At 63.2% G+C, this 22333-nt stretch carries 25 protein-coding genes; 16 read left to right on the top strand and 9 right to left on the bottom strand.

All coding sequences use genetic code 11. From position 1 onward, the window contains the following. The first annotated feature begins 74 nt into the window (after window positions 1-74). A complete protein-coding gene (locus QRN04_RS09960; RefSeq protein ID WP_284975855.1) occupies window positions 75-875 on the top strand; it encodes a hypothetical protein in 801 nt (266 codons plus the stop codon). After that, the gene (locus QRN04_RS09955; RefSeq protein WP_284975854.1) at window positions 875-1624 is read left to right on the top strand and encodes a LamB/YcsF family protein; all 750 of its coding nucleotides are present in this window, start codon (window positions 875-877) and stop codon (window positions 1622-1624) included. Before QRN04_RS09960 ends, QRN04_RS09955 begins: the two co-directional genes overlap by 1 nt. 49 nt (window positions 1625-1673) lie before the next feature. Here QRN04_RS09955 and QRN04_RS09950 read toward each other — a convergent pair whose 3' ends face one another. Beyond that, window positions 1674-3029: a DUF445 domain-containing protein gene (locus QRN04_RS09950; RefSeq protein WP_284975853.1), complete on the bottom strand. Its 1356-nt coding sequence runs from the start codon at window positions 3027-3029 to the stop codon at window positions 1674-1676. A gap of 49 nt (window positions 3030-3078) precedes the next feature. On the opposite strand from QRN04_RS09950, the gene QRN04_RS09945 reads away from it, so the two are divergent. The 4 genes from QRN04_RS09945 (at window position 3079) to QRN04_RS09930 (ending at window position 5608) form a co-directional block, all read left to right on the top strand. Further along, window positions 3079-3966 (top strand): glycerophosphodiester phosphodiesterase family protein, encoded by an 888-nt coding sequence (locus QRN04_RS09945; RefSeq protein WP_284975852.1) that lies wholly within the window; start codon window positions 3079-3081, stop codon window positions 3964-3966. 99 nt (window positions 3967-4065) lie between these two features. Continuing rightward, window positions 4066-4527: a DoxX family protein gene (locus QRN04_RS09940; RefSeq protein ID WP_284975851.1), complete on the top strand. Its 462-nt coding sequence runs from the start codon at window positions 4066-4068 to the stop codon at window positions 4525-4527. Then, window positions 4524-5300, top strand: a complete 777-nt coding sequence (locus tag QRN04_RS09935) for an AzlC family ABC transporter permease (protein WP_284975850.1) — start codon at window positions 4524-4526, stop codon at window positions 5298-5300. The genes QRN04_RS09940 and QRN04_RS09935 overlap by 4 nt, the downstream gene beginning before the upstream one ends. After that, window positions 5297-5608, top strand: a complete 312-nt coding sequence (locus QRN04_RS09930) for an AzlD domain-containing protein (protein WP_284975849.1) — start codon at window positions 5297-5299, stop codon at window positions 5606-5608. Before QRN04_RS09935 ends, QRN04_RS09930 begins: the two co-directional genes overlap by 4 nt. Before the next feature lie 9 nt (window positions 5609-5617). Here QRN04_RS09930 and QRN04_RS09925 read toward each other — a convergent pair whose 3' ends face one another. After that, window positions 5618-6247 (bottom strand): TetR/AcrR family transcriptional regulator, encoded by a 630-nt coding sequence (locus QRN04_RS09925; RefSeq protein ID WP_284975848.1) that lies wholly within the window; start codon window positions 6245-6247, stop codon window positions 5618-5620. A 90-nt stretch (window positions 6248-6337) separates the two neighbouring features. Here QRN04_RS09925 and QRN04_RS09920 point away from each other — a divergent pair, with 90 nt between their 5' ends. From QRN04_RS09920 to QRN04_RS09910, 3 genes are read left to right on the top strand one after another with little or no spacing between them, the layout of a single operon-like run. Next, the gene (locus tag QRN04_RS09920; RefSeq protein ID WP_284975847.1) at window positions 6338-6670 is read left to right on the top strand and encodes a thiamine-binding protein; all 333 of its coding nucleotides are present in this window, start codon (window positions 6338-6340) and stop codon (window positions 6668-6670) included. 38 nt (window positions 6671-6708) lie between these two features. Further along, window positions 6709-7380 carry an O-methyltransferase gene (locus QRN04_RS09915; RefSeq protein WP_284975846.1) on the top strand — a complete coding sequence of 224 codons (672 nt, stop codon included), beginning with the start codon at window positions 6709-6711 and terminating at the stop codon, window positions 7378-7380. A gap of 4 nt (window positions 7381-7384) precedes the next feature. Then, a complete protein-coding gene (locus QRN04_RS09910; RefSeq protein ID WP_284975845.1) occupies window positions 7385-7888 on the top strand; it encodes a GNAT family N-acetyltransferase in 504 nt (167 codons plus the stop codon). A gap of 23 nt (window positions 7889-7911) precedes the next feature. Here QRN04_RS09910 and QRN04_RS09905 read toward each other — a convergent pair whose 3' ends face one another. Then, complete coding sequence (locus QRN04_RS09905) at window positions 7912-8178, bottom strand: hypothetical protein (protein ID WP_284975844.1); 267 nt, start codon at window positions 8176-8178, stop codon at window positions 7912-7914. 118 nt (window positions 8179-8296) lie between these two features. Between QRN04_RS09905 and QRN04_RS09900 the strand changes: the two genes are divergently transcribed. Then, window positions 8297-9199 carry a spermidine synthase gene (locus QRN04_RS09900; RefSeq protein WP_284975843.1) on the top strand — a complete coding sequence of 301 codons (903 nt, stop codon included), beginning with the start codon at window positions 8297-8299 and terminating at the stop codon, window positions 9197-9199. Window positions 9200-9214: 15 nt separating this feature from the next. Here QRN04_RS09900 and QRN04_RS09895 read toward each other — a convergent pair whose 3' ends face one another. After that, window positions 9215-10111: a LysR family transcriptional regulator gene (locus QRN04_RS09895; protein WP_284975842.1), complete on the bottom strand. Its 897-nt coding sequence runs from the start codon at window positions 10109-10111 to the stop codon at window positions 9215-9217. 143 nt (window positions 10112-10254) lie between these two features. Here QRN04_RS09895 and QRN04_RS09890 point away from each other — a divergent pair, with 143 nt between their 5' ends. Further along, window positions 10255-11649 carry an MFS transporter gene (locus tag QRN04_RS09890; RefSeq protein WP_284975908.1) on the top strand — a complete coding sequence of 465 codons (1395 nt, stop codon included), beginning with the start codon at window positions 10255-10257 and terminating at the stop codon, window positions 11647-11649. A 4-nt stretch (window positions 11650-11653) separates the two neighbouring features. After that, complete coding sequence (locus QRN04_RS09885) at window positions 11654-12403, top strand: 3-hydroxybutyrate dehydrogenase (protein WP_284975841.1); 750 nt, start codon at window positions 11654-11656, stop codon at window positions 12401-12403. A 39-nt stretch (window positions 12404-12442) separates the two neighbouring features. Here the strand turns inward: QRN04_RS09885 and QRN04_RS09880 are convergent, their stop codons facing one another. Continuing rightward, window positions 12443-13879 carry an amino acid permease gene (locus tag QRN04_RS09880; RefSeq protein ID WP_284975840.1) on the bottom strand — a complete coding sequence of 479 codons (1437 nt, stop codon included), beginning with the start codon at window positions 13877-13879 and terminating at the stop codon, window positions 12443-12445. A 233-nt stretch (window positions 13880-14112) separates the two neighbouring features. Here QRN04_RS09880 and QRN04_RS09875 point away from each other — a divergent pair, with 233 nt between their 5' ends. The 4 genes from QRN04_RS09875 (at window position 14113) to QRN04_RS09860 (ending at window position 18809) form a co-directional block, all read left to right on the top strand. After that, window positions 14113-14919 carry an IclR family transcriptional regulator gene (locus QRN04_RS09875; RefSeq protein WP_284975839.1) on the top strand — a complete coding sequence of 269 codons (807 nt, stop codon included), beginning with the start codon at window positions 14113-14115 and terminating at the stop codon, window positions 14917-14919. Between the two features lie 160 nt (window positions 14920-15079). Further along, window positions 15080-16819, top strand: coding sequence for a urocanate hydratase (gene hutU / locus QRN04_RS09870; protein ID WP_284975838.1), 1740 nt, complete (start codon window positions 15080-15082; stop codon window positions 16817-16819). A gap of 4 nt (window positions 16820-16823) precedes the next feature. Continuing rightward, window positions 16824-18416, top strand: coding sequence for a histidine ammonia-lyase (gene hutH, locus QRN04_RS09865; RefSeq protein ID WP_284975837.1), 1593 nt, complete (start codon window positions 16824-16826; stop codon window positions 18414-18416). 144 nt (window positions 18417-18560) lie between these two features. Beyond that, window positions 18561-18809: a hypothetical protein gene (locus QRN04_RS09860; RefSeq protein ID WP_284975836.1), complete on the top strand. Its 249-nt coding sequence runs from the start codon at window positions 18561-18563 to the stop codon at window positions 18807-18809. Window positions 18810-18895: 86 nt separating this feature from the next. On the opposite strand, the gene QRN04_RS09855 is transcribed toward QRN04_RS09860, so the two are convergent. From QRN04_RS09855 to QRN04_RS09840, 4 genes are all read right to left on the bottom strand, one after another. Next, a complete protein-coding gene (locus QRN04_RS09855) occupies window positions 18896-19117 on the bottom strand; it encodes a hypothetical protein (protein WP_284975835.1) in 222 nt (73 codons plus the stop codon). Window positions 19118-19183: 66 nt separating this feature from the next. Next, window positions 19184-19660 (bottom strand): hypothetical protein, encoded by a 477-nt coding sequence (locus tag QRN04_RS09850; protein ID WP_284975834.1) that lies wholly within the window; start codon window positions 19658-19660, stop codon window positions 19184-19186. A 78-nt stretch (window positions 19661-19738) separates the two neighbouring features. Then, the gene (hutG, locus tag QRN04_RS09845) at window positions 19739-20695 is read right to left on the bottom strand and encodes a formimidoylglutamase (RefSeq protein WP_284975833.1); all 957 of its coding nucleotides are present in this window, start codon (window positions 20693-20695) and stop codon (window positions 19739-19741) included. 83 nt (window positions 20696-20778) lie between these two features. After that, window positions 20779-22221, bottom strand: coding sequence for an NCS2 family permease (locus QRN04_RS09840; protein ID WP_284975832.1), 1443 nt, complete (start codon window positions 22219-22221; stop codon window positions 20779-20781). Window positions 22222-22333: the final 112 nt, after the last annotated feature.

Here is a 22333-nt window from a genome sequence, read left to right as displayed (position 1 = left end):
AACGGAGGGCGTGGCATAGGCTGAAGCCAAGCAGTTCCCCGTTTTGACGACCCAACTGCCAAGGAGAAGTGAACATGCCCAAGCGCCACAACCCGGCGGTGAAGATCGCCCAGGAGACAGCCCACAACGCAGTGTTTGACGCTGAAGGCAACGCCAAGCCCGGCGTCCATAACGTGCTGTTGAAGGCAGTTGACGTCCAGCGCCCGATGGTCCTCGCGAACCTTCGGCGGCTCCAACGCCGCTACCCGAAAGACTCACCGGCGCAACTTGCCGCCAAACTCGAGCGCCACTACTTGCTCGCCGTCTCAGGCGGGGGCGCTGCGGTAGGTGCCACCGCCGTCGTGCCTGGTATTGGAACAGCGGCCTCGCTGGGACTCTCTGCGCTGGCCACGGTCGGATTCCTGGAGACCACGGCGCTGTATGCCTCGTCTCTGGCGGAGCTCCACGGTATCCGCCTCACCGACCCCGAACGGGCGCGGACCATGGTCATGGCCATCATGCTGGGAGAAGAAGGGACCGCGATGCTCGGTGCCCTCAGCGGTCAGTCGCTGGGCCACAGCAAGGGAGTGACCAACGCGTGGGGTAGGACCCTGACCAAGAAGATTCCCGGCAGCGGATTCGGTGTGGTCCGCGATACCATCCAGCGCGCGTTCTTGAAGAGCTTCATGAAACGGCAAGGTTCAGCGTTCCTCGGCCGGGCACTGCCCTTCGGCGTCGGGGCTGTGGTTGGTGGCGCCGGAAACATGATGATGGGCAGGGCTGTGGTGGCAACTGCCAGGGAAGCGTTTGGCCAGCTGCCCGATACGATCCCTGGTGAATTGCAGCCGGACACAATGGATGCGCTCACGGACTTAGACAAGAAGGGCGACAAATAGTGGATCTCAACGCTGACTTGGGGGAGTCGTTCGGCTCTTGGAGTATGGGCGACGACGCTTCGATGCTCCGCATTGTCAGCAGCGCCAACGTTGCCTGCGGCTTCCACGCTGGTGATCCACTGACAATGCTGGACAGCTGCCGGGCAGCCTTCGAGCTGGACGTCCGGGTGGGTGCGCATGTGGGGTATCGCGATCTGGCAGGCTTCGGCCGGCGCTCCCTCGACATGACGTTCGACGAGCTGTTCGGGGACGTGCTCTACCAGCTAGGCGCCTTGGACGGAATGGCCCACGCGGTGGGCGCGTCAGTGGACTACGTGAAACCCCATGGCGCGCTCTACAACAGGATCGTCCACGACGCCGAGCAGGCAGAAGCTGTGGTGGCGGCCATCCATGCCTACGATCCGGGGCTTCCCGTACTTGGTTTACCGGGTTCAGATTGGCTGCGGTTGGCCGAGGAATCGGGGCACCCGGTGTTCCGTGAGGCGTTCGTGGACAGGGCGTACCAACCCGATGGCACTCTTGTCCCGCGGACCCACGAAGGGGCAGTGCTGCACGACCCCGACGCCGTGGTAGCGCAGGCAGTACGGTTGGCGACGCGCGGTGAGGTGCTCGCCGTCGACGGTTCCGTGGTTCGTGTCCAGGCCGACTCCTTGTGCATCCACGGGGATACGCCCGGCGCGGTGTCCATGGCAGCCGCCGTTCAGCAAGGCCTGCAGCAGGCCGGGGTGCAGATCGAGGCGTTCGCCTAGGACCTATTCGCCCAGGACTTATTTGGCCCGGGACCTACCGGCCCAGGACCTACCCAAACAGCAGGTTCGCCAGCGTGAAGATCGCCAACCCGGCCAACGCGCCCACAACTGTTCCGTTGATCCGGATGTACTGGAGGTCCTTGCCCACCTGCAGTTCGATCTTTTGCGACGTTTCATCCGCATCCCACCGGGCAACGGTGTCTGAGATGACGCCGGCGATGTCCGAGCGGTAGTTGCTGACCACATAGCCGGCAGCATCGCCTATCCATGCGTTGACCTTGCCGGCCAACTCGTCATCGTTGACCAATCGGCTCCCGAAATCCCGGACGGCGCTCTTGAATCGCTGGCTCAGCTCGCTGTCCGGGTCCTCGACGGCGCTGAGCAGGGCAGCCTTGACCGTGCCCCACGTGCGGGACGCCAGTTCGCGGACTTCGGGATCACCGAGGATCTGCGACTTGATGGACTCGGCGCGCTCGATCATCGCTGGATCATGCTGCAGGTCTTGGGCCAGGTCGGCGAGGTAGGCGTCGATCGATTGGCGTACTTGGTGGTTCGGGTCGTTCTGCACTGCACGGACGAACTTGGACAGCTCGACGTGGACCCGGTCACCTACCAAGCCATCCACAAACGTCGGCACCCACAGTGGGGACCGATCGGAGACGAGGCGGTTCACGGTGGAGTGATTGGTGTCTACCCAGTCGGCGGCACGGTCCACCAGGAGGTCCACAAGTTTGTGGTGGTGGTCGTCAGCGAAGATGCGCTCGGCCATTCGACCAACTGGAGGCCCCCATGGCGGCGTGAGCAGGTGCTTGCGGACCATCCCTTCGATAACTGCCTGCACGTCGTCGTCGTTCAGGACGGTGAACGCCCCGCGAATCATGGCACCGCCTTCCTTGGCTACGCGCTCGGAACCGCCGGGGCTGGACAGCCAAGTACCGGCTTTGCGGGCGACGTCGATACTCGCCAGCTTCTCCTGCACAACCTCTTGGGACAGGAAGTTGCTCTCCACGAAGTCGCTGAGCGATTCTCCGATCTGGTCCTTGCGCCGCGGAATGATGGCTGTGTGGGGGATCTTCAAACCCATGGGGTACTTGAACAACGCGGTCACGGCGAACCAGTCCGCCAGCGCACCCACCATTCCGCCCTCGGCCGCGGCACGGACATACTCTAGCCATGAATACTGCTTCTGCAGGGCGAACGCAACCGTAAATATGACGGCCATGCCGATCAACATAGCCAGCGCCAAGCGTTTCATTCGCTTCAAGGCGGCGGCTTTTTCGTCATCGCCGATGGACGGGCTCACGACGGCGGATCCGCCTTGGGCAGGCGCAGGGACCGCCGTCAGGCGGGAGCTGGAAGGGTCCGTGATGTCGTCGGCCGGTATTTGTTCAGAATTCACCTGCATTAGCCCAGCGTAGCCCCGTACATGCAGCACCGTGGGCTACGGTGTCTGCATGACTAGCGACGACTTCACCACTCGCCGGCCCATGGTCTACGCGCACCGTGGTTCCAGTGCCATGTTCGCCGAGCACACTCGGGCCGCCTACCTGCAGGCCATCCAGGACGGGGCTGACGGGGTGGAATGCGATGTCCATCTGACGCGCGACCAGCACCTCGTCCTGCTGCACGACGCTGACCTTGACCGGACATCCAGCGGAACAGGGCCGGTTGCCGAACAAACGTTGGACGAACTCCGTCAGCTGGATTTTTCCTCGTGGAAAGGTGCACGGATTCCGGAAGCATTCGGCGGAGTCGCGGACCAGCTACTCACCTTGCCTGAGCTGCTGGACATCCTGCGGGAGGCAGGAAGGGAGATCGGCCTCGCCATCGAACTGAAGCACCCCAGCCCGTACGGCCTGAAGTTGGAGGACCGGGTGCTGGAGTTGCTCACGGAGGAGGGATGGACGCCGGAGCAGTCCCGACTGGACAACATCACAGTCTCGTTCATGAGTTTCGATTCCGACTCCATTCAGCGGCTCTTGGAGACAGTTCCCCCTGAACACATCTGCCAACTCGTGGATGACTTCACGGTGGAGGAGGTCCGGGAGGAAATGGGGCTCGGGTTCATCACGGGCGGGGCCGTGGCGAATGTCCTGAAAGCTATGCAGGAGGACGCCGAAGAGGTCCTCGACAACGGTCGCGTAGGGATCGCTGGTCCCGGTATCGAGTATGTCAGGGAACATGCCCGCACCGTCCAACGGTGGTTGGAGGCAGGTCTGGTGTTCAGGGTGTGGACCGTGGACTCAGAGCGGGATGTGGCCCTGTGCCAAGGACTTGGAATCCAAGAGATCACCACAAACAAACCCGCGCAGGTCCTGTCGCAGTTGATGGTCTCCAACTAGGCCGCAGCCTGGTCCGTTATGAGCGCCCATAACGGACTCCACTTCTACTGGGTTGGGGCGGGCTTTGGGGCCTCGGCGCGCTTGTGATTGAGTGAAGCCATGTCATTTCGCTGGTCACCCCAAACATCACAGAACGCCTCGGCAGTGGGCCTGGGCGCGCTGCTTCTCGCCAGCGCCATGAAGCACTTCCGCACTCCAGGCTTCTATAACGCGGTGGTCCCTGATTACCTCTGCCGCATCGATGCACCCGAAAACCCAGGGGCCGTGGACCACTCCGGTCGCACGGTGAACGGCCCTCTGGCGATCATGTCCAGGGAGGAATGGATTGCGGTTTCGGGCCTGCTCGAAGCAGCCCTCGGAGCCGGACTACTGATTCCTGCCACGCGGAAAATAGCCGCCGACGCCTCCGCCGCCATGTTTGTTGCATTCCTTGCAGGGCATATTGACGCGCTTCGGCGCGCCTACGGACCCGATGGAACGCATGCGGATCGGCGAATCCACACGGTTCGGTTACCCCTCCAGTTGCCGCTGATCCTGTGGGCGTGGAGCCTTAGAAAATGAGCGGGGCTTCACGGGGCCAAGAACCCGCCAGGGTGAGGCTCAGGGCGTCACCTGCCTTCAAGATCGCGGTGTCCTTGAGCATCGCCACCGGCCTATACGGCGTTTCGTTCGGTGCCCTGTCCGTGGCGTCCGGCTTCGACTTTTGGCAGACCATGGCGCTGAGCCTCCTGCTGTTTAGCGGCGGCTCGCAGTTTGCGTTCATCGGCGTAGTGGCTGGCGGCGGGTCCGGGGTTGCGGCCATGACCGCCAGCGCTTTGTTGGGGCTGCGAAATGGCATTTACGGCATGCAGATCAATGCCTTGCTGCGTCCCGGTGGACTGAAGCGATACGCCGCAGCGCATGTGACGATTGATGAGTCGACAGCGACGGCGTCCGGCCAGACCGATCCCGACGAGCAACGGCGCGGGTTTTGGACGGCGGGCATTGGAATATTCATCCTGTGGAATATCTTCACTGCGGTTGGGGCGTTGGCCGGCGACGCCATGGGTGACCCAAAGCGTTGGGGTCTCGACGGCGCCGCTGTGGCGGCATTCCTTGGCTTGTTGTGGCCGAGGCTGCGGGGCCGGGAACCTTGGGCAATCGCCGCGGCGTGTGCACTGGCAACAGTCCTGGCGGTCCCGTTCGTTCCCTCCGGCGTTCCCATCCTGGTGGCTGCGGTTGTTGCTGCAGTGATCGGCTGGTACAGCCATGCGCGCCTGGATGAAGGCTTGGAACCTGACGTGGATCCTTACGCCGGCGTGGATAGCGAACGCAAGATCGGGGGAACGGAATGAACCTGTGGACGTGGATCCTGATCGCTTGCGTTCTTGCCTATGCGACCAAGCTCGTTGGCTACTTTGTGCCCGCGAAGCTGCTGCAGAACCCGCGGATCATGCACGTGGCCGGGACTATGACCATCGGTTTGCTTGCATCCCTGACTCTCGTCAATGCGGTGGCATCCGGCCAGGGCTTGGTGCTCGATGCCCGGATCGGCGCACTGCTGGCCGCCGCCGTCGCGCTTTTGTTAAGAGCGCCGTTCTTGGTGGTGGTTATTGCCGGCGCAGGAGCAGCGGCCTTGCTGCGACTGCTCGGTTGGGGTTAGCCGGTACGTTCAGGCCTGGCCGTTAAACACGATTCCGGGAATGGGGGTCTGCTCCGGAAGGGGGCGGGCCGGGCGTTCTGTCCGGATCGCGTCCTCAACCAAGGCAACCGGCCGCTTCCATGCAGCTGAACCGGGCTCCATGGTGTCCACGGCACCGATGAGCATTGCCACGAGCCGCACCATGTCCTCAATGGTGATGTCCCGCCGCAAGGTGCCCTGGCTTTGGCCGCGTTTGAGGAGTAACTCCATGGAGCCGATAATCCCGCCGGTGATGCCGATGAGGAGTCCGCGGCGGCCGGCGACGGCGCCAAGGAGGTTCGCGTCATCGCTCGCCACCCCAACGACGGCGTCAATCACGTTGATGAGTCCTTCGGCGGCGTCCATGCCCTGTGCTGCTGCCTCGGCAACCGGATCTACATGCAGCCTGAGCTGACGCGATAGCGCCGCGAGAACCAGTTGCTCTTTGTCAGCGAAGTTGCGGAATAGGGTGGCGGGGCCGACGCCGGCGGTGACCGCGATGGTCTGCAGCGGAACCTCCGGACCGTGCTCCCGGAAACACTCCCGCGCCGCGGTAATGATCTTGTCGACGTTGCGTGCGGCGTCAGCCCTCAGGGGCTTGCGTTCAGCGGGCTGTTCCATGCTGCCAGATTAGCAATGCAGGGGTCCAGGCCCCTTGTTACGCGGGAGTAAACCCGTATGTGACAAACCAGTACGTGAAACACTGGATTCATGTTGCTTGCATTTTCAGTTGCCCCTTCAGGCCAGCCCGCTACCCCGGTCAACGGTGGTTCCAACCCTGACGCTTCGGTACACGACGCCGTCGCTGCCGCGGTCAAGATTGTCCGTGAGTCCGGGCTGCCGAACCAGACCGACTCAATGTTCACCACGATCGAGGGGGAGTGGGACGAGGTTTTCGACGTCGTCCAGCGCGCCACCGAGGCCGTAGGACGCTACGGCAGCCGGGTCTCGCTGGTGATCAAGGCCGACATCCGGCCCGGCTATACCGGAGAAATGACGGGCAAAGTTGAGCGCCTGGAAGGCGCCCTGTCCGCCGCGGAATAGGTCTTCCTCCGTGGTCGCCCGGATGCCAAACTGGGGCCATGGTCGAACATGTGACCGAGCCCGGCTGGGCTGAGGTTGAACGGTACCTGACAGACGTCGTCGTGCGTCCCGAAGCTGCACACCGGCGCGCCCTGGCCTCGGCCGTCGAGGCAGGGATGCCGGCCATCGAGGTAGCGCCGAACGCCGGGAAGCTGCTAAGGATGCTCGTACAGCTTTCCGGTGCCAAACGTGTCTTGGAGATCGGCACTTTAGCCGGGTTCAGCAGTATCTGGATGGCCCAGGGACTGCCCGACGACGGCACCTTGGTCACGTGCGAATTCCTCCAACAGCACGCGGACGTAGCTCGAGCCAATGTGGACGCTGCCGGAGTGGGGCACAAGGTCGAGATCCGCGTTGGGGCTGCCTTGGATACGCTTCCGATGCTGGCCGGGCATGAGCCGTTCGACTTCGTTTTCATCGATGCCGACAAGCAGAACGATGCCAATTATCTGGAGTGGGCTATCCGGCTCGGGCACGCAGGCACCGTGATTGTGATGGATAACGTGATTTGGGACGGAGCCATCCTTGAGCCGGAACGGGACCAACTTAATGCCCCGGGCATAGTGCAGGCGCTTGAAATGATGGGGAACGACCCCCGCCTGGATGCCACTGCGATCCAGACCGTGGGAAGCAAAGGTTGGGACGGGTTCGCGGTGGCACGGGTACGCTGACGGGATGGATTTCACCCTGCGGGCTGCGCTGGTGGACGATGCCGAGGCCATGGCCGTCATGCACATCCAATCGTGGCGGGAAAGTTATTCGAGCCTGCTGCCGCAGGAGTTCTTCATCAGCCAGGAAAAGGCCCTCGAAGACCGCATCGAGCGCTATCGTGCCTCCATCGCGGCGGGCCGCGTGCGGATGCTGGCCCACGACTCCGACGGCGGACTTGTAGGCCTCGCCGCGGCCGGGCCGGGGCGGGATGAGGATAGTCCGTGTGAGGTGGAACTGTTCATGCTCTACACCTTGGCGCGGGTACACGGCCGGGGAGTAGGGCAGGCCTTAGTGGATACGCTGCTTGGGGACGGCCCCGCGTACTTGTGGGTCTTGGACAGCAACCCCCGGGCAGAGTCGTTTTACCGGCGCAACGGGTTCGTCCACGGTGGGAAACGCAAATTGTGCGACCCGTCCTGGTACTCACTGCCGGAACACCGGATGGTTCGTCCCGCCGTCGGGCATTGAGTCCTTGCCGCGGCGGTGAGGCTTTACTGCTTTGGCGCTGACCTTTGGCGCCGCTTGGCTCTGGGGTGGCCTACGGCACGCGGCTTGGGGAGGAAACGGCGCAGCCGGTCGTGCGGCGTTTTCGGTGCCGTGGGGGTGGGTTGGTCCAGCTGCCCGGGTTGGTCCAGGTCATCGGGCGTGTCCAAGAGGCTCGGCGGCTTGGGTACGCGCGCAATGAGCAGGCTCACCACGGTCAACCATGCCACCGCGGCAATCAATACCTGCGTCCATACTGTTTCACCGAACTCCATGAAGAGATTTTAGGTCTGAATGGAGCAGTTGGTAAGCATCCTTAGTACTTATTATGGCCGTGGAAGGTCATATTTCGCTCCACTAGGCTGGATGCATGACCCAAGGAAGGCAAAGCTAGTGGCGAAACCCGGCAGGTCCAGTAGATCCAGTAAACCCGGTAAACCCGCGACGACGGCTGCCGTCATCGAGCTAGCTGCGGGCGCACGGCCCAAAGGCCCCGTTGCCGGGGTTTACTACATCGACACGGGCGACTGCGAGTTGGTCCCTGACCAAGACAATTCCACCGGCTGGCTGCTGAAAATCAATGGCGTGATGAGTTCGCATATCGATCTCGCGGATCCGCTGTTCCTCGATTTTGAGTACATGCGCTGGATCGCGGCACTCGTTGAGTCTCGGTGGTCCCGGGACGCCAAGCCCAAGTTGCGCACACTGCATTTGGGCGGCGGAGCGTGCACCATGGCGCGGTACTTTCATGCCGCCTATCCTGAGGCCCGCCAGGTTGTGGTTGAGCTCGACGGCAAGCTCGCAGAATACGTGCGCGGCTGGTTCGACTTGCCCAAGGCTCCGCTACTGCGCATTCGGGTGGGTGAGGCGCGTGAGGTCACGGAGTCCTTGACTCCGGACACACGGGACTTGATTATCCGCGACGTTTTCGCCGGGGCTTTCACGCCCAGGCCATTGACTACCCGCGAATTCACGGCGCACGCCGATGCTGTTCTGGCCCCGGACGGCCTCTACGTGGTCAACTCCGGCGATGCCCCGGACCTCAAGAATGCCCGGTCTGATGCTGCCACTATCGCGGACACGTTCGAGCACACCATGATCATCGCCGATCCCGCCATGCTCAAGGGCCGGCGCTACGGCAACATGATCATGGCCGGAAGCCATGCCCCGTTCGGCGATGATCCTGTACTTGCCCGCAGGCTCCTTGGCGGTGGCGTTCCGGCGCACATTTGGGACGACGCCCAGGTGCGGGCATTCGCAGCAGGGACGCCCGTCCGGCACGATCCCGCAGGCTAGGCACGGCCCCGCAGGCTAAGCACGGCCCAGAAGCTCCTGCCGGCGTTCCACGACTTCCTCGCGCAGCGCGTGGACGACGGCGGCTACGGCCGGCCTGCGCATGGAGTCGGGCCGGAGGACCATCCAGTAAGGGAGCAGCTCCGCAAAGTCCGAGGGCAGCAAGCGCACCAGGTCCGGATGCCTGTCCGCCATGAAGCACGGGAGGAAACCCACGCCCGCGCCAGCCCGCGTCGCTTCGACATGGACGAACACGTTGGTCGAACTCAGGCCATCGCGCATGGAGGGAACCAGGCGCCTTGGGGCGTCGAGATCGTCCACTTGAAGCATGGAATCCACGAAGTAGACCAGCTGGTGCTGTGTGAGTTCCTCGATGGTGCCTGGCGTCCCATGGTCCGCCAGGTAGTTCCGCGAGGCATACATTCCGAGCCGGTACTCGCCCAGCTGGACCGCCTCTGCCCGGTGCACCTGGGGCGCTCCAACCACCACTTCGATGTCCAGCCCGGAGCGCTGCTGCAGGGCGCGGCGCGTTACCGTCACGATCTCGACGCTCAGCCCCGGGTGCTCGCGACGAAGCCGGGCCACCGCCGGCGCGGCGATGTACGCGCTGAACCCATCGGTCGCCGTCATCCGCACGACGCCGGTAATAGGGTCAGGTGCGTGCCCGCTTGGACCCAGCGCGCTCACGGCCGCTTCTATCCTCTCGGCAACCAGCACACCTTCGGCGCCCAGTTCGGTAACCTCCCACCCGCCCGCGGCCCGTGCGAGGACCCGTCCGCCCAATGCCTTTTCCAGGGCCGCTATCCGGCGCGAGACCGTGGTGTGGTTCAGCCCCAGCGCCTGCGCCGCCGTCGTGAACTTCCCGGAACGTGACACAGCCAAGAGGATGAGGAGGTCATCCGGGTTTGGATTCATATCTGCATTTTTGCACGTACCGGGTGCCCTATTGGTTATTGAGGCGGGGCGGATCTGCAGCAATACTCAGTGGAGCATTTCGTGTTGTGGATCACAGCGCGCTCAAAAAGGGCATTGTCGAAGAGGACACTGAGGAGATGGACATGGGCGTAGAACAGCGCTCCGCATCAAGCGCAGGCAAGGGGACCGGCAAAGGTTCCGGACTGAAGAAAATCGTTGCCGCCTCCATGGTGGGCACGGTGGTGGAATGGTACGAGTTCTTCCTGTACGCAACAGCAGCAACCCTGGTGTTCGGCAAGTACTTCTTTCCCAGCACCGGCAATGAGCTGGACGGCATCATCCAGGCCTTCCTGACCTACGCGGTGGGCTTCGTGGCCCGACCCCTGGGAGGAATCGTCTTCGGCCAGATCGGCGATAGGCTCGGCCGCAAACCGACCCTCCAGCTCACCATCGTGATCGTCGGAGCCTCCACCTTCCTGATGGGCTGCCTCCCAGGCTTCCACGACGTCGGCTTCTGGGCGCCGGTCATGCTGGTGGCGCTCCGCTTCATCCAGGGCTTCGCGCTCGGCGGGGAATGGGGCGGCGCGGTGTTGCTGGTTGCCGAGCACAGCCCCAACAAGACCCGGGCTTTCTGGTCCTCCTGGCCGCAGGCAGCCGTTCCTGTGGGCAACCTCCTTGCCACCTTGGTCCTTTTCGTCATGTCCACCACCCTCAGCGCCGAGGCGTTCCTCGGTTGGGGCTGGCGCGTAGCGTTCTGGTTGTCGGCAGTGATCGTTTTTGTTGGCTACTACATCCGCACCCACGTCACGGAAGCCCCGATCTTCCTCGAGGCCAAGGCCCAGGTGGAAGAATCCAAGGCCATCAGCTACGGCGTGGGCGAAGTCATCCGCAAGTACCCCAAGGGCATCCTCCAGGCCATGGGCCTGCGCTTCGCGGAGAACATCATGTACTACCTCGTGGTCAGCTTTGTCATTGTCTATCTCAAGACCGTCCACAAGTACGACACCTCCTCCCTGCTGCTGGCACTTCTCATTGCCCACCTCATCCACTTCTTGGTGATCCCCCAGGTGGGACGGCTTGCAGACTCTTGGGGACGCAAGCCCGTGTACCTCATTGGTGCGATCACCGGGGCGGCCTGGCCTTTCTTCGCCTTCCCCATGTTCGACACCCGCAACCCGGTGATCATCGTTCTCGCAACCACCATCGGCTTGTGCCTGCATGCGTTCATGTACGCCGGTCAGCCGGCCATCATGGCTGAGCTCTTTCCCACAAGGATGCGCTACTCCGGGGTCTCGCTGGGATCGCAGGTCACCTCGATCTTCGCTGGCTCACTGGCACCGTTGCTGGCAACGGAATGGCTCAAAGACACAGGTTCCTGGGTGCCCACCGCTATCTACCTTCTGGTCGCCTGCGTCATTACCGCCGTCGCCGTCGTTTCATTGAAGGAAACCAAGGGCATCGCGCTCCAAGAGGTGGACCAGGCCGACGCTGTGCGCCACGGACTTACCCCAGCCAGTGCTGCCGCAACGAAAGGCTGATCAGATGGACAACTCATTGAATGGGCGCAAGGCGCTGGTCACGGGCGGCGCGAGCGGGATCGGCGCAGCTTGTGCCCGTGCGCTCGCCGCCCGCGGGGCCAAAGTGGTAGTGGCCGACGTCGATGCCTCCGGAGCTGCGGCGCTCGCCGACGAACTGGGCGGGACCGCATGGACCGTGGACCTGCTGGATACCGACGCTCTAGGAACCTTGAGCCTTGATTGCGACATCCTGGTCAACAACGCCGGCATCCAGAAGGTTGCGCCGATCGAGGAGTTCAACCCCGCGGATTTCCGGCGCATCATGACCCTGATGGTGGAGGCCCCGTTCCTCCTCATCCGGGCCGCGCTGCCCCACATGTATGCCAACGGATTCGGCCGGATCATCAACATTTCGTCCGTTCACGGACTCCGCGCGTCGGCGTACAAGAGCGCCTACGTTTCCGCCAAGCACGGCCTTGAAGGGCTGAGTAAGGTGACCGCGTTGGAAGGTGGCGAGCATGGAGTCACTTCCAATTGCATTAACCCGGGCTACGTCCGGACCCCGTTGGTGGAGCGCCAGATCGCCGATCAGGCCAGGGTTCATGGCATACCCGAAGCCGAAGTTCTGGCCAAAGTGATGCTGACCGAGGCTGCGATCAAGCGGCTTGTGGAGCCCGCGGAAGTCGGCTCCCTTGCGGCGTGGATGGCCTCCGACGACGCCGGCATGGTCACCGGTGCCAGCTACACCATGGACGGTGGATGGTCGGCTAAGTAAAGCCCCACCTCGGCGGGAGAAGGCGGGCGCGTCCGGGTTCTAGGCTGTTTCGTCTACCAGCTCTGCCCGGCGCAGCCCGTCCCCACGCACCCACAATTTGTAGGCCACAAGCAACAGCACCAGCCAGGTTCCGCCGACGTAGAGCGCCACCCGCGTGTCCTCGAAAGCGCCCAGGATCACGATGACAACTGCCATGAAAGCCATGGTCAGGATGGAAGCGAGCGGCCACAAAGGCGAACCAAACTCCGACGCCGCCAGCCCCTTGAGCTTGATCTCGCGTTTCATGGCCACGTGCGACGCCAGGATCATGACCCACACCCACACGGTGGCAAAGGTAGCGATCGATGCGATGAGCACGAACACGTCCTCGGGGATCACGGCGTTCAGGACAACGCCCACCAACAAGATGCCGCCCATCATCACCACGGTCATCCAAGGAACACCATGGCGGGAGACCTTGCCGAAGCTCTTGGGGGCATGTCCCTGCTGGGCCAAGCCGAACAGAATGCGCCCGGCACCGAAGATATCGCTGTTGATCGCCGAAAGCGCGGCCGTAATCACAACAGCATTAAGGATGTGGGATGCCGCGGGGATGCCCAAACCGTCAAAGATCTGCACGAACGGGCTGCCGTTGGTACCGATCTGGTCCCATGGGAAGATGCTCATCAGGACGCCCAGCGTCAGAACGTAGAAGAGCAGCACGCGCACCGGGACCGTGTTTACCGCTTGCGGGATGACCTTCTTGGGATCGGCGGCTTCTCCCGCCGTGATGCCGATGGTTTCGATGCCACCGAAGGCAAACATGACGACGGCGAACGCGGCCAGGAGCCCCTCGAAACCATTCGGGAAGAGGCCGCCGTGGTTGACGAGGTTCCCCAACCCCGGTGCCACGGCGCCGCCGTCGCCCGTTTGGAAGCCAAACACAACGATCGCTGCACCGCCGATGATCATGGCAATAATCGCAACCACTTTGATCAGCGAGAACCAGAATTCAAGCTCGCCGAAGACCTTGACGCTGAGCAGGTTCATGGCTCCAAGGAAGAGGATGATGGCGAGCACCCAGATCCATCTGTCCACCTGCGGGAACCAGAAGCCCATATAGATGCTGAAAGCCGTGACGTCGGCGATCGCAACGATCGCCATCTCGAAGACGTAGGTCCAGCCGGTCACAAATCCGGCGAACGGTCCCAGGTAGCGGCTCGCGTACTGCCCGAACGAGCCCGATACGGGGTGGCGAACAGCCATCTCGCCGAGGGCCCGCATCACCATGAACACGGCTGCACCACCGATGATGTAGGCCAGCAGCACCGACGGGCCGGCTTTTTGGATGGCGGACGCTGAACCGTAAAAGAGGCCGGTCCCAATCGCGGAGCCAAGGGCCATAAAACGGATGTGGCGGACGTTGAGGCCCCGGCTGAGCGCCGTACCCGTGGCTTGGAGGACAGAGCTCTCCACGGCCAGCTTGGTTTGTTGCATAGTAAAACCTTCTCGTCTTTGGGAGGGGATCGGTATCCAGCAGATCACTTTCGGGAGGCTTGTGATCGGACTCACGGAGCTTTGGTGTCTTCGATCGCAGACAACTTGAGTCTGGCATTCCAGACTGGAATGGCTCGTAATGGTCTGGCGCCTACCCGGTTCTGCATGCAATCTTGAGTACGGGATACCGGACAGCTAGTCCGGCAACCCAGGCACGTGAGCAGTGAGGAACCATGACAACGACGCCAGTTGCACCGGGCAAGGCAACATCTAAAGTCCCGGCTGCCGAAAACACGCTGCGCATCCTGAAGCTGTTGGCCTCGCGCCGTGGCCCGATGGCGGCGTCGAACATTGCAACAGCCCTCGGCTTGCCGCGGTCCAGTGTCTATCACCTCCTGGGAGTCATGGAGGCCAACGGATTCGTGCTCCACTTGCACGAGGAACAGCGCTACGGGCTGGGCATCAGCGCGTTCGAGCTCAGCTCGGCGTATTCGCGGCAGGAACCTCTATCGCGCCTGGGAAGGCCGATGCTCGCCTCGCTCGTGGATGCCATCGGTGAGAGTGCGCACCTCGCTGTGCTGCACGGCCGCGACGTGCTGTACATCGTAGAGGAGCGGGCAAAAAACCGCCCCAGCCTTGTGACCGACGTCGGGGTTCGCCTGCCCAGCCACCTCACCGCGACTGGACGGGCGATTCTTGCTGCCCTGCCAAAGTCCCAAGTGCGCGCCCTGTACCCGAATGCTGCCGCGTTCACGTCGCGCCATGAGGTGGAGTTTCCCATCATGAAATACTCGGCGCTGTCCTCCCATCTGGATCAGGTGCGTCAGCGTGGCTATGCCACGGAACACGGCGAAATCACGCCGGGATTTGGCTCCATTGCCGCCGCAGTGACGGACCATGTTGGATGGCCGACGGCGGCAGTCGCCGTCACGTTCTTGGAGGACAAAGTGCCGGCCGAGCAATGGCCGGTCCTCGCGGCGAGAATCCGGAAGGCGGCGGACGAGCTGTCAATCCGGATCCACGGCCGCCCCGCAGGCTAAACCCTGCCGACCGGGATCGAACGCGCGCAGCTCGTCGCTGGTCGCGTCTGTAATACCGGACAGCACCCTGCTAAAAGCCATTCCTGCCGCTTGGTAAAGGGGCTTTAGTAGAAGCAGGAGATCTTTCCACCGCATACTTTCCAAAGACGAAGGAGTCACCATGGCACCCGCCGATTTCACCACCGGTGCTCGACCGGTTAAGGCCGCCCGGGGTACTGAACTTACTGCCAAGTCGTGGCAGACCGAGGCGCCGTTGCGCATGCTGATGAACAACCTGGATCCGGAGGTCGCTGAGCGTCCGGACGACTTGGTGGTTTATGGCGGCACGGGCCGCGCGGTCCGTTCCTGGGCCGCCTTTGATGCGATTACCAGGACGTTGGAGTCGATGGAGAAGGATGAGACCCTGCTGGTGCAGTCGGGTAAGCCGGTGGGTGTGTTCCGCACTCATGAGTGGGCGCCCCGGGTGCTGCTGGCGAACTCGAATCTGGTGGGGGATTGGGCGACGTGGCCTGAGTTCCGCCGCCTCGAGGCCGAGGGTCTGATGATGTATGGCCAGATGACGGCCGGGTCCTGGATCTACATCGGCACCCAGGGCATCCTGCAGGGTACGTATGAAACCTTTGCCGCCGTCGGGAACAAATTGGTCGCGGAGGGCCGCCACCCGGCACCGGCCGCGGAAGGTTCCACCGAAGGTCCGCTGGCGGGCACCCTGACGCTGACCGGCGGTTGTGGCGGCATGGGCGGCGCCCAGCCACTGGCTGTCACCCTGAACGACGGCGCGTGCCTGATTGTCGACGTCGACGAAACCCGCCTGCGCCGCCGCGTCGGCAAGCGCTACCTGGACGAGGTCGAAACGGACCTGGACACCGCGATCGCGAAGGTGCAGAAGGCCAAGGACGAGCGCCGTGGCTGGTCGGTCGGGTACGTAGGTAACGCCGCGGAGGTGTTCCCGGAGCTGCTTCGCCGCCACCAGGCCGGGGAGGTCATCTTTGATGTGGTCACGGACCAGACGTCCGCGCATGACCCCCTGTCCTACCTGCCTGAGGGCATCTCCGTGGAGGAGTGGCACACCGAGGCGGAGGCCGACCCGGAAGGTTTCACTAAGAAGTCCCAGGCCTCCATGGCCCGCCACGTGCAGGCCATGGTGGAGTTCCAGGACGCCGGGGCGGAGGTGTTTGATTACGGTAACTCGATCCGTGATGAGGCGCGCAAGGGCGGTTATGACCGGGCGTTCGAGTTCCCGGGCTTCGTTCCGGCATACATCCGACCCCTGTTCTGCGAGGGCCTCGGCCCGTTCCGCTGGGTCGCTCTCTCCGGGGACCCGGAAGACATCGCGGTCACGGACAAGGCCATTAAGGAACTCTTCCCGGAGAACAAGCACCTGCATAAGTGGCTTGATGCTGCGGCGGACCGGGTGGAGTTCGAGGGCCTGCCGGCACGTATTTGCTGGCTCGGATACGGCGAGCGGGCCAAGGCAGGCCTGTTGTTCAACCAGCTCGTGAAAGAAGGCAAAGTCAAGGCCCCGATCGTGATCGGCCGAGACCACCTGGATTCGGGGTCGGTTGCGTCTCCGTACCGGGAGACCGAATCCATGGCTGATGGTTCGGACGCAATTGCTGACTGGCCGTTGCTGAACGCGATGCTGAACACGTCCTCGGGCGCTACCTGGGTGTCGATCCATCACGGCGGTGGTGTCGGTATTGGCCGGTCCCTCCACGCGGGGCAGGTTTCCGTCGCTGACGGCACGGACCTGGCCGCGGAGAAACTCGAACGGCTCCTGACCAACGACCCCGGAATGGGCGTCATCCGCCACGTCGACGCCGGCTACGACCGCGCCCTCGAGGTCGCCAACGAACGCGGCGTCCGCATCCCCATGAACGAAGCCCCGGAAAGCAAGTAAGAACATGACCATTACCTCGAACGAACAACTCACCGTCACCCTCGGATCTTCCGGCGTGACCCCGGAAGACGTCGTCGCCGTCGCCCGCCATGACGCCAAGGTGACCATTTCCCAGGATGCCCTGGACACGGTTGCCAAGGTCCGTGCGCATATCGACAGCCTCGCCACCAGCGACGTTCCTGCGTACGGCATCTCCACGGGCTTCGGCGCGTTGGCCAACCGACACATCCCCAATGACCTCCGCACGCAGTTGCAGAAGTCGCTGATCCGCAGCCATGCTGCGGGCATGGGTCCTGCCGTGGAACGGGAAGTGGTGCGCGGCATCATGTTCCTCCGTGCCAAGACCCTGGCATCGGGCCGCACAGGAGTCCGTCCTGTGGTCTTGCAGACCATGGTGGACGTCCTCAACGCCGGCATCACGCCGCTGGTCCGCGAGTTCGGTTCGCTGGGCTGCTCCGGCGACCTCGCCCCGCTCTCGCACTGCGCCTTGGTGCTCATGGGCGAAGGAGAGGCAATGGGTCCCGACGGCGAACTGTACGGAACGCCCGGAAACAAGAGCGTCGCTGAGCTGCTCGCGCAGCACGGCATCGAGCCGGTAACCCTGGCCGAGAAGGAGGGCCTGGCACTCGTCAACGGCACCGAGGGCATGCTTGGCATGTTGCTGATGGCCATCGCCGATATTCGCATGTTGCTTGCGACGGCGGACGTCACCGCGGCGCTCAGCGTCGAGGCCCTGCTGGGCACGGACCAAGTGTTCCTTCCTGAGCTGCACGCAGCCCTGCGCCCCCACCCGGGCCAGGCTGCCAGCGCGGACAACATGCTCCGTGTCCTGTCCAACTCAGCGATCGTTGCATCCCACCGGATCAACGACACCAAGGTGCAGGACGCCTACTCCCTGCGTTGCGCGCCGCAGGTTGCCGGCGCCGTCCGCGACACCGTGGACCACGCCGCGCTGGTCGCATCCCGCGAACTGGCCGCAGCCATCGACAACCCGGTGGTCCTTCCCGACGGCCGCGTTTCGTCCAACGGCAACTTCCACGGCGCACCCGTGGCGTACGTCCTGGACTTCTTGGCCATCGCCGTCGCTGACCTCAGCTCCATCGCTGAACGACGCACCGACCGCATGCTGGATCCGGCCCGCTCCCATGGCCTCCCGGCATTCCTGGCGGCTGATCCCGGCGTCGACTCCGGCCTGATGATCGCCCAGTACACGCAGGCCGGCCTCGTCTCGGACAACAAGCGATTGGCCGTTCCGGCCTCGGTGGACTCCATTCCGAGCTCCGCGATGCAGGAAGACCACGTGTCCATGGGTTGGCACGCCGCCCGGAAGCTGCGCAAGGCTGTGGAAAACCTCCGCCGAGTGCTCGCCGTCGAGCTTGTCACCAGCGCCCGCGCCATCGACATGCGCACGCAAATGTCCGACGGCGAACTCACCCCGGGACCTGCTGGCGCGGCCGTGCTTGAGGTGCTTCGTGAAGTGGTGCAGGGACCGGGAACCGATCGGTTCCTGTCGCCCGAACTCGAAGCGGCTGACCGCTTGGTAGGCTCCGGTGCTGTCCGTGCGGCCGCCGAATCCGCCGTCGGGATTCTGGCCTAGCACCGAATAAAGCGCTCATTTGATGGGCAAAACCGCCGCGCCCCGGAAATTGTTCGCAACGCAATCTCCGGGGCGCGGCGCATGTAGTAAAACTGTTGTCACAACTCACATTCAAGCGAACATCCACAAAGGGGTAGAAGTTCAATGAAGGCACGCGGAGCAGTCCTCTCCAAGCGAAGCGCTCACTCAGCCATGGTTTCCGATTGGAAGACGCTGAAAGTGGGCGAACGCGTGGAAGTGCTCAAGCACGCCCACGTGATCGCCACCGGGCAGGTGGAGGAGATCTCCACTAGTGGAAACGTGGTGTGGCTGGAGCGCCTCGGGCAGGGCGTTACCGAAGAAGGCAAGGAACTGTTCATGAAGTCCGACGGCGTCTCGCTGCGCCGGGCATAAGTTCAGTACCTCGAGCTGCCTGTTTAACAGCAGGTGCCGGCTTAAAAAGAAGCCGGGGCTCATGTGAGCCCCGGCTTCTTTTGCTGCTAGGCAGCGAGTGCCTCGTGGATCTGGCCGAAGGGAACGGATTCGTCCAGGGCCACGGTGTAGGTGCCGGGCTCGTGCCGGGTCACCATGATTCCGCAGTCGGCGTCAGCCGCTGCGTTGTTGATCAAAGCTTCCACGGCGCGTTCTAGTCCGTCGTGGATTTCATCTGCCTTGGAAAAAGACAGTCGTATTTCGCGTTCTGCAATGCTTGCAGGGGTCATTGGGGGGCCTCCTCTTGGATGTCGCATGCGAGGGCGACCCATCAATTATAGAGGGCGGAGCTGGTGCTAGCGTCCAAGGGTGGTGACCGCGCCGGAGTGTGACCGCGATTTTGACCGCACCAGCTTGGCTACGCCCGCGCCGATCAAGAGCGTGAGGATGGCGGCCGCGGCATGCGTGTACAGCATTAGGTCACCAGCGTGGGCCGCCGGATGTGAATTTGCGCCCGAGGCCACGTCCGTTGGGACCTGCTGTGGGCCGTGTGAGTGAGTGAGGAGTTCACCTCCTGGAAAGGATCCTCCCAGGGTGTCGAAGCCAAAGAACAACAGCTGCTGTGCAAGGCCGGAGATCAGGAGCAGCAGTATGGGTCCGTGAATCCACCGGCCAACGAGTTCTGCTGCCAACGCGCAGAATGCCGTCAATGCAAGCAGCACGGGCACGGACGGGGCGCTTCCACCTGAGAGGAGGTGGGCTACCAAGCCCAAAGCGACCGCTACCGGTCCCGCTACCCAGCTCCACTTCTCCTGCACAGCACTCGGACCCATCGCCATCCTCTCCTCCACACAGGCTATGCGGAAAGGGGCGGAGATGAACAGGGTCGTGCGCCGCGTCGTACTCCGCCGCTAGGCGAGGAGGCTGTTTATGAGCCGTGCGGCGACCTTCGCGGTCCGGGAGTCAATGTCGAACTCGGGGTTCAACTCGGCGACGTCCACATGGAGCAGCTTCCCGCTCGCGGCAACTTGGCGGCAGACGGAACTGATCACTGGCAGGGGAACTCCGTACGCAGCAGGGGCGCTGACGCCGGGCGCCACAGAGGCAGGCAAGACGTCGAGGTCGATCGTCAAGTAAAGCACGTCGATGCCGGCCAAAAAGTCCGCGACGAATACTTCAACCGCTTCGCGCGAGCACTGTTCGTCCAGGATGTACTTCACGTCCAACCGGTCTGCGGTGTCGAAAAGCGTCCGGGTGTTGTTGGGTTCGGAAATTCCGACGACGGCGTAGTTCAGTTTTCGTCCGGCCTCGGCCTCCGCCGTGGCCATCTGAAGGAACGGCGTACCCGAGCTTGGAGTTGCCTCATCCCGCAGGTCAAAGTGGGCATCCAGGTTCAGCACGCCCAGCCGCTTCCCTTGAACGGATTCGGATCCGGCCACGCCAAGGTAGCTGGCGAACGCTGTTTCATGCCCGCCGCCCAAAACCACCGTGAGGTTTCCGGCGTCGAGCAGCTTCGAAATAGCCTGCCCGGCACGTTCCTGGCCCGCTTCGAGCGCGTCGCCCTCAACCACCACGTCGCCGGCGTCGAACACGTCACGGTCCAGGTGATAGGCCAACGGGCCCAGCGCCGAGCGGATAGCTGCAGGCGCCGCAGCCGCGCCCACGCGGCCCTTGTTCCGAAGGACCCCGGCATCACTGCAAAAACCAAGCACGACGGCGGGCCGCGCAGCTGCCTCGGCCGCTGCCTGGGTGTGGGGCGCCATGGCCTGCCACCAGCGGCGGTGCTCGGCGCCGTCGCCGTCGAAACGGCCGGTCCAGGCGTTGGGGCTGATGTCTACAGTGAGGCTCTGGCTGTTTGTTGGTCCCATGCTTCAAGCACACCCGAAGGAGTGGACGAAAACCAGCACTTCGGCGTCGGGAGTGTCTGGGTCTCCGGACTAGGGCCTTGCCCTTACTTGACTCCGAACATCTCCTCGATGGTGCCGATGCCAAAGAACAACACGAATGCCGCCGCCACAACCCACATGAGCGGGTGCACCTCACGAGCGCGGCCCTGGAATGCGCGGATCAGCACGTAGGAGATAAAGCCTGCCCCCAAGCCGTTCGCGATCGAGTACGTGAACGGCATAAGGGCGATGGTCAGGAAGGCGGGGATGCCGAGGCCCCAGTCCTGCCAGTCGATCTTGCCCACTTGCGAGACCATCATGAAGCCCACCACTACCAGTGCCGGCGCTACGGCTTCGAACGGAACCAGGTTGATCAGGGGGGTGAAGAACATGGCCACCAGGAACAGGAGGCCTGTGACGATCGAGGCGAGGCCGGTCCGGGCGCCTTCCCCGATGCCGGCGCCGGATTCAACGAAGATCTGGTTCGAGGACACGGACGAGCCACCGCCGATGATGGCACCGAGGGCGTCTACCTGAAGGACACGGTCAACGTTGGGGATGTTGCCGTGTTCATCCACGGTGCCTGCCTCGTTGGCCAAGCCCACCATGGTGCCCATGGCGTCGAAGAAGATGCTGAGCAGGATCACGAATGCCAGCAGGGCAGCGGCGATGAAGCCGAGGTGTTGGAAGGCGCCTACAGGGTTGGCTTTGCCGATCAGGGACAGATCAGGGGCACCCCATTGCGAGATGGTGGGGGCTACCAGCGACCAGCCGCGGGGGTTGACGTTTTTTCCATCAAAGCTGGGGCCGATGTGAAGCGTGAATTCGAGGATGGCCGCAAGCACCGTGGACACCACGATGCCGATCAGGATCGCACCGCGGACCTTGCGGACAACCAGGGCGATGGTCAGGATCAGTCCGACCACGAACACCAGTGTGGGCCAGCCCAGCAACTTGTCATCGACGCCCAGCCCCAGGGGAACCGTGGTGTGGGCGGCGTCGGGGATCCGGCGGACAAAGCCGGCATTCACGAGCCCGATCAAGGCAATGAAGAAGCCGATGCCCACCACGATCGCGGTCTTCAGGGCATCGGGAACTGCCTTGAACACAGCCGTCCGGAAACCGGTCAGGACCAGGATCAGCATGGTCAGGCCGGAGAGGAGCACCAAACCCATCATGTCCGGCCAGGTAAGGCCCGGGTGCGTGGCAACCGTGACCGCTACAAAGGCGTTAACGCCCAAGCCGGTGGCCAAGGCAAAGGGGTGTTTGGCCCATGCGCCCATGAGGATTGTCAGGATGCCTGCAACGAAGGCAGTGGTTGCCGCAACGGCGGCCGACCCCAAGGTACCCCCGCCGGAATCAGCGCCCGAAAGGATGAGAGGGTTCAAGACCACGATGTAGCTCATGGCGAAGAACGTCGCGAACCCGCCCCGGATTTCCCGTGAGTACGTGGATCCGCGTTCGGTGATCTTGAAGTAGCGGTCAAGGGCAGAACCTTGTTTCAGCATGAAGGTCTCCGGGGTTCGGGGGGAGTGTGCTATCAAATCCTATGCCCCGCGGAGTGGGTGCCTGTGACCATTCGCCTACTCTGTAAGGAAGCCAACACTAGGAGAAACCGCC

This window comes from Arthrobacter sp. efr-133-TYG-104, from assembly GCF_030208915.1.
Lineage (GTDB): Bacteria > Actinomycetota > Actinomycetes > Actinomycetales > Micrococcaceae > Arthrobacter.
This window is presented reverse-complemented; position numbering and strand designations above follow the sequence as displayed.

Coding starts and splice junctions, on each gene's coding strand:
- QRN04_RS09860 (WP_284975836.1), top strand. CDS start 18,561: ATGAAGGCACGCGGAGCAGTCCTCTCCAAGCGAAGCGCTCACTCAGCC.
- QRN04_RS09925 (WP_284975848.1), bottom strand. CDS start 6,247: ATGGAACAGCCCGCTGAACGCAAGCCCCTGAGGGCTGACGCCGCACGC.
- QRN04_RS09890 (WP_284975908.1), top strand. CDS start 10,255: ATGGGCGTAGAACAGCGCTCCGCATCAAGCGCAGGCAAGGGGACCGGC.
- QRN04_RS09930 (WP_284975849.1), top strand. CDS start 5,297: ATGAACCTGTGGACGTGGATCCTGATCGCTTGCGTTCTTGCCTATGCG.
- hutH (WP_284975837.1), top strand. CDS start 16,824: ATGACCATTACCTCGAACGAACAACTCACCGTCACCCTCGGATCTTCC.
- hutG (WP_284975833.1), bottom strand. CDS start 20,695: ATGGGACCAACAAACAGCCAGAGCCTCACTGTAGACATCAGCCCCAAC.
- QRN04_RS09875 (WP_284975839.1), top strand. CDS start 14,113: ATGACAACGACGCCAGTTGCACCGGGCAAGGCAACATCTAAAGTCCCG.
- QRN04_RS09855 (WP_284975835.1), bottom strand. CDS start 19,117: ATGACCCCTGCAAGCATTGCAGAACGCGAAATACGACTGTCTTTTTCC.
- QRN04_RS09935 (WP_284975850.1), top strand. CDS start 4,524: ATGAGCGGGGCTTCACGGGGCCAAGAACCCGCCAGGGTGAGGCTCAGG.
- QRN04_RS09880 (WP_284975840.1), bottom strand. CDS start 13,879: ATGCAACAAACCAAGCTGGCCGTGGAGAGCTCTGTCCTCCAAGCCACG.
- QRN04_RS09895 (WP_284975842.1), bottom strand. CDS start 10,111: ATGAATCCAAACCCGGATGACCTCCTCATCCTCTTGGCTGTGTCACGT.
- QRN04_RS09850 (WP_284975834.1), bottom strand. CDS start 19,660: ATGGGTCCGAGTGCTGTGCAGGAGAAGTGGAGCTGGGTAGCGGGACCG.
- hutU (WP_284975838.1), top strand. CDS start 15,080: ATGGCACCCGCCGATTTCACCACCGGTGCTCGACCGGTTAAGGCCGCC.
- QRN04_RS09945 (WP_284975852.1), top strand. CDS start 3,079: ATGACTAGCGACGACTTCACCACTCGCCGGCCCATGGTCTACGCGCAC.
- QRN04_RS09950 (WP_284975853.1), bottom strand. CDS start 3,029: ATGCAGGTGAATTCTGAACAAATACCGGCCGACGACATCACGGACCCT.
- QRN04_RS09920 (WP_284975847.1), top strand. CDS start 6,338: ATGTTGCTTGCATTTTCAGTTGCCCCTTCAGGCCAGCCCGCTACCCCG.
- QRN04_RS09940 (WP_284975851.1), top strand. CDS start 4,066: ATGTCATTTCGCTGGTCACCCCAAACATCACAGAACGCCTCGGCAGTG.
- QRN04_RS09910 (WP_284975845.1), top strand. CDS start 7,385: ATGGATTTCACCCTGCGGGCTGCGCTGGTGGACGATGCCGAGGCCATG.
- QRN04_RS09905 (WP_284975844.1), bottom strand. CDS start 8,178: ATGGAGTTCGGTGAAACAGTATGGACGCAGGTATTGATTGCCGCGGTG.
- QRN04_RS09840 (WP_284975832.1), bottom strand. CDS start 22,221: ATGCTGAAACAAGGTTCTGCCCTTGACCGCTACTTCAAGATCACCGAA.
- QRN04_RS09885 (WP_284975841.1), top strand. CDS start 11,654: ATGGACAACTCATTGAATGGGCGCAAGGCGCTGGTCACGGGCGGCGCG.
- QRN04_RS09960 (WP_284975855.1), top strand. CDS start 75: ATGCCCAAGCGCCACAACCCGGCGGTGAAGATCGCCCAGGAGACAGCC.
- QRN04_RS09915 (WP_284975846.1), top strand. CDS start 6,709: ATGGTCGAACATGTGACCGAGCCCGGCTGGGCTGAGGTTGAACGGTAC.